Below are 14451 nucleotides of genomic sequence, written 5' to 3'. Positions count from 1 at the left end.
GGGGTTTGGTTTTACTTCAAATTTAAATGATGTCATAATCATTATAACTAAGCCTTGTATTTTGTTAGGAATACAAATAACAGCTCTTAGTAACAAATATATACAAACAGAGCTAATAGTTTTATGGCTTTCATTTATAATATCTGATATAAACTCGTGTCACTAACTATTGGACTTTTATATTCTGTTGTATCATTTTTCTGCAAAATTGGTTCCAAAACGCAAAGCACTGTTGTTTTTCCTTTAATAATGAGTTTGTTGCCACGGATGTCGCTCTTCCAACGGTATTTTTCTAAGGGAATATTTAGTTTATATAAGATGGATGCCATTTCTGGAGATTCTGAAACCCAATCCATAATAGCTTCTCTGTCTGTAAACTCAGGAATATCTGCTTTATCATCGAATGTAAACTCCCATTCGACTGGAATATTAAATTTATAACTATACACGTTGCCTAAAGTTGTTTCTTTTCTTGTTTTTAAAGCTGTAAACCAATCTATATTTGTGTTGGGATAACTGGCTTTAAAATCTTTAGACAGAGCTGTTGGTCCAGGAGATTCGGCCGTTGGATAATAACCATAATAAGGTTTCGCTAAATAATGTCCGGCATATTTACCTCCAAAGACATTAAAATAGGAAGAGGCTATTATTTGTGGAGTTTGTGTGGATTCTTCGGTTATAAAAAGTTGTTTCAATGCGAGTAACAAATCTTTATTCTCACCTATACCACAAGAATGAAAGATTATTTGGGAGGCATTATTCATCGCATGATTCAAAGTGGGCATGTTATTTTTAGCTTTAGACAAGCTTTCTACGGTTAAACGTTCGCCGTTTTTTGTGGTTTTTAAAGATATACCCATCCAAGGATTGCTATGACTTACAATATGAATCTTATCATATGTTTTCCTAGTGTCTTTATTTAGAAAGTCAATAATTTCAGCCATGGAAAACAAGTTGTCTATTACCTGAATGTTTTGTGCTTTAAAATAGTTTTTAGCTTGGGTGTAATAGCTATTATCACCTTCATCATAGCCGGCAATAAACACAATTGATTTTTCAGACATTGAAAATGCTATAGGGATAGCAAGTGCCGTTTCCGGGGTTTGCGAAAACGGCTTCTTGCAACCTAAGATTAGAATTAATAAGATTAAAAAAGGATATGGTTTCATTAATTCTTTTTTAGAAGTTATTCGTGATCTTATTATCAGCAGACACTATGTTTCCGGTGATTTTCGGAGTATCTTCCATTTTCACTAATTTGTATCCATTCCATTTGTAATGGCTAATAATTAGTCTTTTATTGTCTTGAGGACACTCGTTTTGGGTTGTGGTATAATGATCGGTAATAAAGGTTTCTAAAACCAGTCTGCTTTTTACGCCTTCCATATCTGAAGGAAAAATAAAGGACTCGGTTTTTGTATAAGACGCATCTGAGTGATTTACTAAACTAGCGACATTTGTAAATTTTCCATTGTTCCAAAAAATGTACATTTTTCCTTTAACACCCTCTCCATTTGCTCCTGGAATATCCAGAGCAATGATATCTTCCACATTAAACAGACCTTTGTTACCTATATTTTTCATTTTTAAAGCCATGGCTTGATGTCCGTTAAACACAATTTTATCTATTTGAACTCCGTTTTTGAAGGCTCTTAGTTGATGTTTTTGTTCTAAAACCCCCTCATCATTTATTGTAGCGCTTTCAAAACCATAGGCGAACTTGATATTGTGACTTGCTTCACTGCCAAAGGTTTTTTGAGCAATTAATCCACCCCAAATCCAACCAGAATCCTGACCAATACTTACGCGATACCAATGGCTTTTTATCCCATTCATACTGTCTTCATTTTTACTTTTTTCTTGAATGACTAATTTGGTTCCAATAGGTAATAATGCGACTGTTTTCCCTTTTAAAGAAGGGGTTTGTCTTAAGTACACATCGTTTGCAAGCAAGTATTGGTACGAGACTTTGTCTATGCCAGAACTCGGTATTGCTGTTGCGAAATTTACTTGTGGTGTTGTTTGTCCAAACATGGTGGACATGGCTACTAGGCATAAACCTAGGATACTGCTTTTTACATTTTTCATTTTGATTAAATTTAAAGATTACTAATTAATTATTGTCAATACCTGTATAGGCTATTGATTCGTTGTGATTAAAGTCATTGTCATTCCACGCAAAACGTTGTAGAATTTTAAGGCCTTTCATGGTATGAGTTTCTGTAAAGCTGACTTCTGTTTTTAAGATGATGGCTTCTTTACCAAGTGCTTGTACAGGAAATATGTATTGTATTTCAGATTCTGTATTCTCACAATAAATGTTTTCTACAGCTGGTAAGGAAATAGATTGGTTAGAATAAGTTACCATGAAATAGTGCGTTTCTGCTAGGTTGCAACAGGTGCTATAATTGATGTCTACTTTTATAATTTCATTAATATTATCAAGGTTTGGGTCTTTTAATAAACTAATCGTAACGTCTTCAAAAAAATCCAGATCGAGAATGTTTAAGCTTGCTATTTTTAAAGAAGGGTCTTCTGTGGCTACAATATCGAAACCAACTGAAGCATAAGCTTCCTGTTTGGTATCTATTCTATTTGCAACTGTATATTTATTGGTTGCAATAAACTCTTGTGCGTGTGCAAACTGAAAACTGATTGCTACGATTAAAAAAGTGATTATATTTTTCATGATGTATTATTTAGGTTGATATAATTCTATACCTCAAAATTACGAGAGAATTCATGTGTTATCTGGACGCTTTTAGTATTCGTTGACTATTAATTAGTATTCGTAGAAGAATGTTGTTTTTAGTTATTTTTATGTTGTTGCTTTTGGTTAATTTTTTTGATTTATTCATAAAAGAAAAACCTGTAAGAATTTTAAATCTCACAAGTTTTCTACTCTCAACATTTTGAGAGACCCACTCACTAAACAACATAATATAACTATTGATGGTTTTTCTCTAAGATCATGATTATAATGCTTTTAAGGCTATCTATTTAAAGTTAAAGTGATACTTTTATTTATATGGAAGGGTTTTACTGAGAGTCCTGTAAACTCTTTAAGAATATCTAAGTCATTCACCCAGATTCCATTTTCTAAAGTTTCAACTCTTGTAATTTCACCTGCTGTATTACATTTAATACGCAGGCTTACATATTGTTTTAAGTATTTGGTAACTAAGGTTGCGTATCTTGCATTAAATTCCATCTTTATTTTTCTTTGATTGGTTTTCAATATATTTTCATTTATAGTTATCGTAAAAGACTTCTTAAATGTTGTTTTTTTAGAGACCTCTGCTTCTGCTCCAACCGCCATATTACTAACGTTATTAGGCATTGGAAGAGCTTGTTTCACCGTTTTTAATACCCCATCTTTATTAACAATGGTTTCATCTACAGCAACAAAAGAGGTATAATTGGTGACCAGATTGTACTTTAAACCTAAAGCAATAACACTGTCTTTGACATTGCTGTAAAACAACCTATTATAATCGTCTAGTTGCTCTATTTTTTTTCTAGCCCATAAATAGCGTAAGGCTTTGTTTTTAGAACTCAGGTTGCTAGCAGACACCTTAAATTCTTGTTTGAATTTTTTTTTGCCCTGGTAGCCAGTAATTACAATACGTCCTTCTGGTTTGCCGTGGTATTTTCCATAAACAAGCACTGGTCTCCTTGCAAATACATCAGGAATAGTACTTGGAGCCATATCATAGATTTCAAAACTTTTTGTTTTAAGCTTTACCTGAGTTAATAAAGGTGTTTCTATATAATTTTTAAATGCTTTTGCTACTTCTAAAGCTTCCGTTTTTGAGGTTGCAATAAAAGATTCGCTATTAGAGACCTTTGCCATTCCTTCAATTAAGTATCGGTTAACACTAGAACCTATACCAAAAGTGAAGACATTTGCTTGGTCTAGATTGTTTTTAATAAGATCGAATGCTTCCTTTTCCACATTTACATATCCATCGGTTATTACAACCATAGAACGTGAACTACTTAAGTCTTTTCTTGGTAACTTATACCCCTCTTTTAAAGCGCTGAGTAATTCTGTTCCACCTCCACCTTGTCCTTCTGATAGAAAGCGGATGGCGGCTTCTATGTTTTGTTCGTTTGTTTCAACAGAGCTTGTACTAAAAACTGTAGAGCTAGAAGCAAATAATAGGACGTTAAAGGTATCTGTAGCTCTAAGATCGCAAAGTAAATTTCGCATGAGTTCTTTTGAAACTGTCAAGGGATAGCCATTCATAGAGCCTGATACATCCACAATAAAAAGGTATTCTCTTGATGGGATATCTTTAGAATGGATGTTTTTAGTAGGTTCCATTTGAAGAGCAAAGAAATTCTCCCCTTCATGTTCATATAATAACAAGCCCGATTGGATGCTATTCCCTCTTAGATTATAGTTTAAAATAAAATCCCTATTCCCAGGGTTTATATTGCTTTTTGATAAAAATATGTCGGCTGTTTTTGTGTTCGTATACTTAATATTTACTTGATGACTTGTGCTATTTATATTTTGTATAATCATACCAGCTTGAAGCGATACTTTTATATCGTATTCAAACGTTTCTGCCTCTCCTTTTAAGGTATATGGCATATTAAAAGCCTTTTCAATTTGTTCACTTTCTCCTGTAAATCTGGGTCCTACTACTGCTGGAGCAACAAACTGATAAGTACCATTTAGAGGTACTAATAGTTCCGTATAATAGATAGTAATGGTAATTTGATCACCAGCCATAATATTCCCAACATTCATTTGAAACACATTAGGTCTATGTTGGTCTAGCTTTGCTGCTCGCTGGCCTTTTTTCACAGCTGTTTCATATACTTTTTTAGCTTCTTGTTTTTCGAATATTTTAGCATTTATAATACGTTCGCCAATTTTCATCTGCATGTCATGCACTGCAGCTTGCGTAGAAAGTGGAAAAACATATGTAGCTTCTAAAGGCACATTCCCTTTGTTTTGGTAGACTTGAGTCAGCTTTACGTGTGCAATGGTTCCAGAAATCTCTACTTCAGTTTGAGATGATTTTAAAGGAATAACAGCATCTTTGGTAGATACAGACAAATAAGGGCTATCACTTTTTTGAGCAAAGCCTACGGAGATGGAACAAAAAAGTAAGAGTATTGCTAGATATTTCATGGTTTTAATTTTTAGATTGTTGTTATTGATACATCAAATCTAAAAGAGATGCCATGCTATATTAGACAGGTTTTAGAATTCGTAAGGATCCAAGTAGAATTCGTTACCTGATTATGTTATTTGAAGGAAAAAACAGTGGTATATGGTGAGCCAAAGCAGCAATTGGTATGTTGGATTTTTCGAAACTATATATTTAATCTAAGTTATTGCTTAAGTGGATTAAATACCTATTATACTTAAACTTTTATATCTTTTCCAACACCAATTCCCATAATTAATTTAATGATTGTAACGAATATCAGTAGTATTAAAGCATAACTCCATATATCTGTTAGGTCATAAATAAGCCCCACAATAAATGGACCTGTTGCTGCTATAAAATAACCAATGGATTGTACAATGCCAGATAATTCGGCAGCTGTTTCTGCATCATCTGATCGTAAGACAATTAGTAATAATGCTAATGCAAAGGTTCCTCCTAAAACCAATCCAATAAGTCCCACCCAGAGTTCTGTTAAGCTCATTTCTGGAAACAGTAAGCCTATAAACGCTATCACTTCAACCACAACCAATGAAACAATAACCAAGCGCTGATCTTTTCGGGAACCTGCCCAAATAGGAATAAAAATAGCACCAATAATTCCTGTGGCCTGCGATAAGGAGAGCATCCATCCTGCATAAGAAGCATCATAACCACGATCCATTAGTATGGCAGGTAACCAGGCTAAAACTACATAAAAGGCGAAGGATTGAAGTCCCATGTATAGAGCTAATTTCCAAACCAACTTGGAACCACTCAGTTTTTTAATGGCTTCACTAAAACTTCTATTTGGAACCGTGCGATTAATACGTTTTAAGTTTGGAATCCAGATTATAACAGCCAGAACAGCTAAGACTGCCCAAATGCCTAAAGATCCACGCCAACCTAAATTAAGATCCATTGCTAAAGGTACAGACAATCCTGCAGCAAAAGCAGCACCTAAAGACATGATTCCAGAATATAAACTGGTAACTAAACCCGCTTTATGAGGAAAATTTCTTTTTATTAAGGCTGGAATTAATACGTTTCCAAAGGCAATGGCTATTCCTAAAAATACAGTACCTAAATACAATTCAAAAACACTTCCAACAGAACGGATTATAATTCCTAAAGCCAGAAGTATTAAAGATCCTAATAGTGTATTTCCTATTCCAAAACGCTTAGTAAATAAAGGTGTTATTGTAGAAACGATTCCAAATGCAATAAGTGGTAGTGTTGTTAATAATCCTAATAAAGTATCGGAAAGGCCAACATCCTCACGTATCATATCGATTAAGGGGCCAATACTCGAAAGTGCTGGTCTTAAATTTACCGCAATAAATAAAATCCCAACGAGTAATAATATTCGTGAGGTTTTATTTAATCCGTTTATTTCTTGGTTTTCCATAGATTTTAATTACAGCAACTAAACCTCCTACTAGCAAAATATGAAGTTTCGTCTCAAAAAATTAGCTGCCTAATACAAAAAGCAAAAGTAGTTTATTGTTATGAAACGGGACACCTTAGATTGCTTAATGTTTTTGAGAGTTATTTAGGCGAGCTCTTCGCTTTAAATATAGAATTTAGCCTAAAAAACCTTACTTTTAAAGTCTCTTTTTATGAACTATGACGAATTGGATTGAACTCTTATCGGAATTTAAAAGAAATCAACAAGCTGTTGCGCTTGTTACAGTAACAAGATGTTTAGGATCAACCCCTTGTGTGGTAGGTTCACGGATGCTTATTACGAAAGATGAAAAACTATATGGAACCATTGGTGGTGGCAAACTAGAGTTTCAAGCCACCAAAGAAGCGATGAATTCATTGCGCGACAACAAAATTATAGAATCCAGTTATATATTGGGACCCGAATTTGAACAATGCTGTGGCGGAAAAGTTGAATTTATGATAGAACCTATGAATCAGAATCCAGAATTATTCCTATTTGGCGCAGGGCATATTGGAGTTGAAATTGTTAACTTATTAATTGATACACCTTTTAAAGTAATACTAATAGACTCGCGAGATGATTGGTTTAATAATTTGGATTTAGACTCCAGGATTACTACCAAACAAGTCACTGAAAACGATTTTAAAACCTTCACGGAAGCTGTAACATGGGGAACAAATTGCTATGTTTTGGTGTTGACACATAATCACGCCATTGACTTCGATATTATTACCATGGCCTTAAAAAGAGACACCAAATTTTTAGGATTAATAGGAAGTAAAACCAAGAAAGTACGCTTTCATAATATGCTTGTAAAAGACATGGGTATTCCAGAAGGGATGACACATGTGGTTTGCCCAATTGGATTAGATATTGGTGGTGATACGCCTAAAGAAATAGCCATAAGTGTTGTTGCTCAACTGCTTCAGGTGCATTATCAGTCTGAAAGCAATTTGAGAAGCAAGACGTCAAGCTTTTGAAAGTACTGTTGAATAAATTATATAGAGATTCCCGTTTTCACGGGAATTAGTATGAAAAACAATAAATCCATAATAGATAAACTCACAGCACTTTGGGCCTTAAACGAATCTGGTTTAGGGGGTTTTTTACATGTGTTTAATTCGCCATTCACGGGATTAATCGTTGGAGGAATCGCTATTTTACTCATTAGTCTGATTGCATTTTATGCCGAAAATAAATGGCAATCTATTTTAAAAGCATTGGCCATTGTGTTGATTATTAAAATGGCTGTTAGTCCCTACTCTCCTTTTACAGCCTATATTTCGGTGAGTTTTCAAGCTGTGTTGGCAGCATTTTTATTTACTAATTTCTCATGGAATGGTTTTACCTTAATTGTTTTAGGAATGGTAACTTTCTTGCAATCTGCGCTTCAAAAATTATTAACGTTAACCATTATCTATGGCACTGAATTTTGGGAAGCCATCAACATCTATGGAGCTTGGATTCAAAATAAAATGAATCTTATTACTGAAACATCCACTACTTCTATTCTAATAGGACTTTATCTATTTATATATGGCATATGTGGCTTATTGGCTGGACTATTTATAAAACGTATGATTGATATTATCTCAATCAAACCCAACATAGATTTTTATTTAGAACCTCATGCTGGTGCCCATACTAAAAATTTAAAAATCAAATCTAAATCCAGAATACTTTGGGTTTGGCTGATTACGATTGCAGTCATTATTTTAGCATTTTCAATTTTTGGTGGCGCGTTGTTTGGGTGGAAAAAAGCACTTTATATTATTCTACGTAGTTTTTTTGTGTTAATGCTTTGGTATGTGTTTTTGGGGCCTTTAGTTTTAAAATTAATCCAACAACATCTTCGTAATAAAGAATCTAAATACCAAGAAGATATATCTAATGCCATGGATTTATTTCCGTATTTCAGACAAATAATGATATATACCTGGAAAGAAACCAACCATTTAAAAGGCTATACACGCTTTAAATATTTTATGGCGAATAGCATCTCTAATTGTATCCATTTTAAAATAGCTTCAAAATGATTTACATATTAACTGGCGCTATTCGGTCTGGAAAAACGACAGCCTTACAAAAATGGATAGCCAACAGGAAAGATGTCGATGGTTTGTTATGTCCTGATGACGACAAAGGCAAGCGATATTTTTTGCAGGTTAAATCTAAAATTGAATATGAGCTTGAAACTGAATTTGAAAATAAAGACATTATTGAAATAGGGAACTTTCGATTTTTAAAGTCAGCTTTTGATGAAGCTAATGATTATTTGATTTCAAAAACTTCAAAAAAGGAAAGTAAATACATTATTATTGATGAACTAGGGAAATTAGAATTGAGAAACGAAGGTTTTCATGTTTCTGCTGAAAAATTGATTCCTGATTATGAATGTAACCAACAAAAACATCTCATTCTTGTGATTAGAGAATCATTAATCGAACCTGTTTTAAAAAAATATTCCATTTCTGAATATACTATTTTGACGAAAGAAGATTTAAATTCCTTTTGCTGATTCTAAAACAACGTAGCCAAAATTTACTTATTTTAAATCAGACTTTATTAAGCAATAAATCTCGCTGTCTAAAAATTGACCATCATAATAGAAGCTCTCTCTAAAATAGGCTTCCAATTTAAATCCAAATTTAAGCAATAATGCTTTTGAATTTTCATTTTCTGTATTAACATTGGCTTCAAAACTATGAAGGTTTATTTCCTTAAATCCAAAATGAATTAAGGTATTCAAAGCTTCAGACATATAGCCTTTTTTCCAAAAATCGGGATGTAGAATATATCCAATCTCACCTCTTGCGTTTTTGGTATCAATATTCCAAATACCAAAATCACCAATTAGAATATTACTTTCTTTTTCTATAATTGCCCAAGTAATGCCTCTTTTTTCAGCAAAAGCATGTTGGTAGCCTTCAATTCTCTTTTTGGTATCATCAGAATCCTTCGGAATAGCAGTATCCATATACTTTGAAACCTGGTTATGACTTCTTATACCTAATAAAGCTTTAGCATCTTCTGTTTTGTAAGCTCTATAAGTAAGCCTTTCACTTTCCAGTTCGGGAAATGATTTAAAAATACGCTCGTTTATTTGAGTCTCCATAATTTAGAATTAATTATGCTCTTGCTTTTCATATAAACTCATTAATACTTTTTCTGGTGTCATTGGAGCGTGAAACTTCAAGTTATAATTTGGATTAAACGCTTTTATGGCGTTTTGAAGTGCAAAATAAGCTCCAATTCCATACATTAAAGGAGGTTCGCCAACGGCTTTCGATTTTAAAATTGCTTGGTCATGCCCTTCGGTTTCAAGTGGGATGGTTTCAACATTTTTTGGCACGGAAAAGATATCCGGAACTTTATAGGTTGACAGCGCATTGGAAAGCAATTTCCCTTCATGACTATAAGCAATTTCTTCCATAGTCATCCAACCTATTCCTTGAACAAGAGCGCCTTCCACCTGGCCTAAATCAATTCCTTCACTCATACTTTTTCCGTAGTCGTGAACCATCTTCACGCTATCAAATTCATAAGTACCACGTATGCAATCTACGGTTGCAGTTATAATAGCCGTTCCGTACACATGATAAGCAAAGGGATGTCCTTTTTCTATGGTTTTATCGAAATGAATTTCTGGTGTGGCATAATGGGCATTTTCCGTTAAAGCCACTCGTTTTAACATGGCTTTAGAGATGAGTTCTGTCCACGATAAATCGGATTTTAAATCATTGATATAAACGAATTCATTTTTTAGAATAATATCTTTTTCAGACACTTGTAAATCTTCTGAAGCAACTGCCTTGAGTCGATCAACTAATGTATTACAAGCCATTAGTGTTGCTTTTCCATTTAAATCTGCTGTTGAACTTGCAGCAGATGGTGATGTGTTGGCTACTCTTGTAGTATTTGTGGTTTCAATTTTAATTTTGTCAATAGGAATTGAAAATACATCAGCTGCAATTTGCATCATTTTGGTATTGACACCTTGCCCCATTTCTACTGCTGCTGTGCTGATTCCCACACTGCCATCCAAATAAATATGGACTAAAGCACGTGCATGGTTCATGGGTGTATTGGTAAACGAAATACCAAAGGTAATTGGCATTAAGGCCATACCTTTTTTAAAGATTTTATTAACTCTATTAAACGCTTCCACCTCCTGCTCCAATGTTTCCAAATGGTATACTGATTTCGCCGAATTCCAAGAGTTTTTAGCTTCTACTTGTTTGGCAATTTGCCCATAGGAAAACGTGTCATTTTCATCCAACAAATTCGCTTCTTGAATGGCTCTTGAAGGCACTCCAATTTCATGAGCCGCTTTTGCTATAGCAGATTCTATAACAAACATGCCTTGTGGGCCACCAAAACCTCGAAACGCTGTGTTAGGTGGTAAGTTGGTTTTACAGCTTAAAACTGTTGTGGTTACATTGGGAACATAATAACTATTCGTCGCGTGAAATAGCGTTCGCTCTGCAATGGCAGGTGATAAATCGGCTGCTGCACCAGAGTTTTGAAGAAACTCAGCTTGGTAAGCTAAAATTTTTAAGTCTTTAGAAAGTCCGATTTTATATGAACTTTCGTAAGGGTGCCGTTTGCCTGTCATGCGTAAATCATCATGACGATTCAAGACCAATTTAACCGATTGGTTTAAGTGAAAGGTTGCTAAAGCAGCCATTACAGCCCATGGTGTAGCCTGGTCTTCTTTCCCACCAAATCCACCACCAAGTCGGGTGACATCTATTTCAATTTTATGCATGGCTACTCCTAGAACTCTTGCTGTTGTTGCTTGAACAGCTGTTGGACCTTGAGTTGAGGAGGTGATTTTTATATTGCCATTTTCTAATGGTTCGGCATATGCACCTTGTGCTTCAATGTATAGATGTTCTTGTCCGTTTGAAAAGGTTTCGCCTTCAAAAACATATTCACAATCGGCAAATGCTTTTTCAGTATTTCCTATACTAAAGGAACGTGGTGCATTTATAAAACTCCCTTTTGCTTTGGCTTGTTTGGCTGTAGTGATTACAGGTAATTCGTCAATGTCTATTTTAATTAATTGTCTTGCTTGTCGCGCAATAAATTCTGTTTCTGCTACAATAAGTGCAATTGGCATGCCCCAAAAATGGACGTCATCTTCTGCAAATAAGGGTTCATCTGCAATGATGCCACCAATTTCATTTTCTCCAGGAATATCTTTATAAGTAAAAATACGTTCGACACCTTCCAATGCTTCAGCTTTAGAATAGTCAATGCTTTTTATTTTTCCATGTGCTTTTGGCGAATCAAAAACCACTGCATGAAAAGTACCTTGCCTGATATTTACATCGTCTACATAAAGTGATTCGCCACGAACATGGGTATAAGAATCCATATTTTTGATGCTATGTTTTAAACTAGTATTAACATCTTCCAGTTTAGATTCTAGCTGATTATTTGATTTATCTTTATACATGTTGAACAAAATCGTTTAAAGTGAATTGTTTTGGAAAAAATTCTATAAAATGTGCAAAGAATAATTGTCTTGCCAACAAACGTTTATAATCGCTTGTACCTCGAACATCACTTATGGGCGAGATTTCTGATTGAAGCACTTCGTTGGCTTCTAAAATAACTTCAGAAGTCAATGGTTTTCCTTTTAAAAAACTGGATGTTTCGTGCAGGTACTTTGGAATGGCAGCAACGCCTCCAAGGGACACATGGGCTTCTGATATGGTATTATTTTCAATAGATATATGAATAGCTGAATTTACGCTAGCAATATCTAAATGTGTGCGTTTGCAGACTTTTTCGAAATTGAAATAGGCTGTTTTTGTTGGCACTTGGAAACGAATTTCTTTTAACAATTCACCATCCTTTAAATCAAATGTTTTGTAACCTTGATAGAAATTTTTGAGAGAAATGGTTCGTTCGTTGTTATTTTCGTCTAAAATTATCACATCACTATTTAAAGCTAAAAAGAAAATGGTCATATCTCCAATTGGTGAGGCATTTACTAGGTTTCCACCAAAAGAAGCCATGTTTCTAATTTGCTCTGAAGACACCAACTTTAGGTGTTTTCGTAAATTGGGTAATATGTTATTTAGTTCTGTATGATTCCATAAGTCTGAAACGGTTGCATTAGTTCCAATGGTACATATTTTGTCTTGGATGGTGATGCCTTTTAAATAGTCTTTTTCTGCAATTAAATGCACATCATTATCTGCTAAATGATCGGCTTGTTGCACATATAAATCGGTTCCACCTGAAACAAATTTTCCTTTAGGCTGATTTAAATCTTTTGCTTCAATAGCTTTTAAACGCTGTGGTATACTTTTAAAATATGCTGGAATAAACCCATGATCTATTAACCATCCAAAAGACTGACCCTCTTGATGTTCTAATTTTTCTACAACTTGATGCGTTGCTCTTTCAATAGATTTATAACCTGTACATCTACAAATGTTTCCACTAATAGCATCTAAAGCTTGACTGTAATTTTTATCTGAATTAGATAAAGCAAAACCTGTTAGCGCTACAACAAAACCTGGTGTACAAAATCCGCATTGGGTAGCATAATTTGCATTCATGGCTTCTTGCTGTTCAGTAAGCTTATCTTTTAAATTGGTACCTTCAACGGTAACAATATGTTTTCCATGCGCATTTCCCAATGGCGAAATACAGGAGGTGACGCTTTGGTATTCTATAAGGTCATTATCTTTTAAAGTGCCCACTAAAACGGTACAGGCACCACAATCACCTTCACGACAGCCAATTTTGGTACCCGTAAGACGTTGTTGGTAACGAATAAAATCCAATAAAGTCTTTCCAGAATGTTCTGGTGTTTTAATGGTTTTATTATTTAGGATGAAGGTTATCATGTGTTCATGTTTGAAAGTGTTTTGTATAGCGCTCTTTTATAGTTCAACTAAAAAATCAATTGCATCGTCAACTTTGATTTAATACTCCGTTTTATCCACTTTTTTTGTCCATTCCTGAAATGGCTCCAAGGCAATATCGCGTGCCAATTGTTCAAAAGGAATGCTTCTTTCTGCATAAGGTAACGGAATTTCTTTATAAATAAACTCGTCATCAAAGCCAATATTAGCAGCATCTACTTGATTGCTTCCGTAGTATACCTTATCTGGTCTCGCCCAATAAATAGCACCTAAACACATAGGGCAAGGCTCGCAGGATGTATAAATTTCACAACCATCTAATTGGAAAGAACCTAAATTTTTACAAGCATCTCGAATAGCTGTAACTTCTGCATGTGCTGTAGGATCGTTAGTAGATGTTACCTTGTTGTTTCCACGACCTACTATTTTTCCATCTTTGACAATGACGCAACCAAAAGGGCCACCTTCGTTATTAGTCATTCCTTTTAAAGCTGCGTTTACAGCTTCTTTCATAAATTGTTTTTTACTCATTATAAAAATTATTTTTTGAAAAATACAAATCATTTCAAATATTTTGAATGATAAACGCTGTTATTTATGAACAGTTTTAGTATAGACCATGCTTCTTACAATAGGCATTTAAAACCTAATGAGATGGCTTGATTTTTATTCATCTCGTTTTATACTTTTTAAAACAATCAAAACAGCTTTATCTTAAAGGTGTAATTTTAATCTTCATCTTGTTTTTTGGTTCTTTTCCAAATAAAGTAAAGAATCACTAATATGATAGGCAGAATAACGAAAACAATTAAATCAAATGGTTTTGATAAATCTACAGTACCACTGTCACCTGGATTTTGAGTAAAGGAAGATTTTTGAATTACTAATGAATATAATATGTTACGCATTGTTTTTTATTTAAATAGTATTAACTCAATCTACGGAATTATTA

General features: G+C 34.1%; 13 protein-coding genes. 3 read left to right on the top strand and 10 right to left on the bottom strand.

Annotated features, from left to right (window positions below; all coding sequences use genetic code 11):
• Positions 1-134: 134 nt before the first annotated feature.
• The 5 genes from OS191_RS02135 to OS191_RS02115 all read right to left on the bottom strand — a co-directional run bounded on the left by OS191_RS02135 (position 135) and on the right by OS191_RS02115 (position 6573).
• Positions 135-1169 carry a DUF4347 domain-containing protein gene (locus OS191_RS02135; protein WP_267154059.1) on the bottom strand — a complete coding sequence of 345 codons (1035 nt, stop codon included), beginning with the start codon at positions 1167-1169 and terminating at the stop codon, positions 135-137.
• A gap of 10 nt (positions 1170-1179) precedes the next feature.
• Positions 1180-2088, bottom strand: a complete 909-nt coding sequence (locus OS191_RS02130) for an SH3 domain-containing protein (RefSeq protein ID WP_267154058.1) — start codon at positions 2086-2088, stop codon at positions 1180-1182.
• A gap of 25 nt (positions 2089-2113) precedes the next feature.
• Positions 2114-2689 carry a hypothetical protein gene (locus OS191_RS02125; protein ID WP_267154057.1) on the bottom strand — a complete coding sequence of 192 codons (576 nt, stop codon included), beginning with the start codon at positions 2687-2689 and terminating at the stop codon, positions 2114-2116.
• A gap of 303 nt (positions 2690-2992) precedes the next feature.
• The gene (locus tag OS191_RS02120; protein WP_267154056.1) at positions 2993-5146 is read right to left on the bottom strand and encodes a VIT and vWA domain-containing protein; all 2154 of its coding nucleotides are present in this window, start codon (positions 5144-5146) and stop codon (positions 2993-2995) included.
• A gap of 236 nt (positions 5147-5382) precedes the next feature.
• Positions 5383-6573 (bottom strand): CynX/NimT family MFS transporter, encoded by a 1191-nt coding sequence (locus OS191_RS02115; RefSeq protein WP_267154055.1) that lies wholly within the window; start codon positions 6571-6573, stop codon positions 5383-5385.
• A 218-nt stretch (positions 6574-6791) separates the two neighbouring features.
• Between OS191_RS02115 and xdhC the strand changes: the two genes are divergently transcribed.
• The 3 genes from xdhC to OS191_RS02100 are packed head-to-tail and all read left to right on the top strand — an operon-like array spanning position 6792 to position 9133.
• Positions 6792-7595, top strand: a complete 804-nt coding sequence (gene xdhC, locus OS191_RS02110; RefSeq protein ID WP_267154054.1) for a xanthine dehydrogenase accessory protein XdhC — start codon at positions 6792-6794, stop codon at positions 7593-7595.
• 51 nt (positions 7596-7646) lie between these two features.
• Entirely contained in the window at positions 7647-8651 is a 1005-nt protein-coding gene (locus tag OS191_RS02105) for a hypothetical protein (RefSeq protein WP_267154053.1), read from the top strand.
• A complete protein-coding gene (locus OS191_RS02100; protein ID WP_267154052.1) occupies positions 8648-9133 on the top strand; it encodes a nucleoside-triphosphatase in 486 nt (161 codons plus the stop codon). Before OS191_RS02105 ends, OS191_RS02100 begins: the two co-directional genes overlap by 4 nt.
• A 27-nt stretch (positions 9134-9160) precedes the next feature.
• Here the strand turns inward: OS191_RS02100 and OS191_RS02095 are convergent, their stop codons facing one another.
• The 5 genes from OS191_RS02095 to OS191_RS02075 form a co-directional block, all read right to left on the bottom strand.
• A complete protein-coding gene (locus tag OS191_RS02095; RefSeq protein WP_267154051.1) occupies positions 9161-9730 on the bottom strand; it encodes a GNAT family N-acetyltransferase in 570 nt (189 codons plus the stop codon).
• Between the two features lie 9 nt (positions 9731-9739).
• On the bottom strand, positions 9740-12076 hold the full coding sequence (locus OS191_RS02090; RefSeq protein ID WP_267154050.1) for a xanthine dehydrogenase molybdopterin binding subunit: 2337 nt from the start codon (positions 12074-12076) through the stop codon (positions 9740-9742).
• Positions 12069-13481: an FAD binding domain-containing protein gene (locus OS191_RS02085; RefSeq protein ID WP_267154049.1), complete on the bottom strand. Its 1413-nt coding sequence runs from the start codon at positions 13479-13481 to the stop codon at positions 12069-12071. The genes OS191_RS02090 and OS191_RS02085 overlap by 8 nt, the downstream gene beginning before the upstream one ends.
• A 78-nt stretch (positions 13482-13559) precedes the next feature.
• A complete protein-coding gene (locus OS191_RS02080; RefSeq protein ID WP_267154048.1) occupies positions 13560-14030 on the bottom strand; it encodes a nucleoside deaminase in 471 nt (156 codons plus the stop codon).
• A 197-nt stretch (positions 14031-14227) separates the two neighbouring features.
• Positions 14228-14407, bottom strand: a complete 180-nt coding sequence (locus OS191_RS02075; RefSeq protein ID WP_267154047.1) for an adenylosuccinate synthetase — start codon at positions 14405-14407, stop codon at positions 14228-14230.
• Positions 14408-14451: the final 44 nt, after the last annotated feature.

Origin of the sequence: Xanthomarina sp. F2636L (assembly GCF_026410195.1) — a bacterium.
Lineage (GTDB): Bacteria > Bacteroidota > Bacteroidia > Flavobacteriales > Flavobacteriaceae > Xanthomarina.
This window is presented reverse-complemented; position numbering and strand designations above follow the sequence as displayed.

Excerpts from the sequence above, each read along its gene's own strand:
- OS191_RS02135 (WP_267154059.1), bottom strand. The coding sequence starts at position 1,169 with ATGAAACCATATCCTTTTTTAATCTTATTAATTCTAATCTTAGGTTGC.
- OS191_RS02130 (WP_267154058.1), bottom strand. The coding sequence starts at position 2,088 with ATGAAAAATGTAAAAAGCAGTATCCTAGGTTTATGCCTAGTAGCCATG.
- OS191_RS02125 (WP_267154057.1), bottom strand. The coding sequence starts at position 2,689 with ATGAAAAATATAATCACTTTTTTAATCGTAGCAATCAGTTTTCAGTTT.
- OS191_RS02120 (WP_267154056.1), bottom strand. The coding sequence starts at position 5,146 with ATGAAATATCTAGCAATACTCTTACTTTTTTGTTCCATCTCCGTAGGC.
- OS191_RS02115 (WP_267154055.1), bottom strand. The coding sequence starts at position 6,573 with ATGGAAAACCAAGAAATAAACGGATTAAATAAAACCTCACGAATATTA.
- xdhC (WP_267154054.1), top strand. The coding sequence starts at position 6,792 with ATGACGAATTGGATTGAACTCTTATCGGAATTTAAAAGAAATCAACAA.
- OS191_RS02105 (WP_267154053.1), top strand. The coding sequence starts at position 7,647 with ATGAAAAACAATAAATCCATAATAGATAAACTCACAGCACTTTGGGCC.
- OS191_RS02100 (WP_267154052.1), top strand. The coding sequence starts at position 8,648 with ATGATTTACATATTAACTGGCGCTATTCGGTCTGGAAAAACGACAGCC.
- OS191_RS02095 (WP_267154051.1), bottom strand. The coding sequence starts at position 9,730 with ATGGAGACTCAAATAAACGAGCGTATTTTTAAATCATTTCCCGAACTG.
- OS191_RS02090 (WP_267154050.1), bottom strand. The coding sequence starts at position 12,076 with ATGTATAAAGATAAATCAAATAATCAGCTAGAATCTAAACTGGAAGAT.
- OS191_RS02085 (WP_267154049.1), bottom strand. The coding sequence starts at position 13,481 with ATGATAACCTTCATCCTAAATAATAAAACCATTAAAACACCAGAACAT.
- OS191_RS02080 (WP_267154048.1), bottom strand. The coding sequence starts at position 14,030 with ATGAGTAAAAAACAATTTATGAAAGAAGCTGTAAACGCAGCTTTAAAA.
- OS191_RS02075 (WP_267154047.1), bottom strand. The coding sequence starts at position 14,407 with ATGCGTAACATATTATATTCATTAGTAATTCAAAAATCTTCCTTTACT.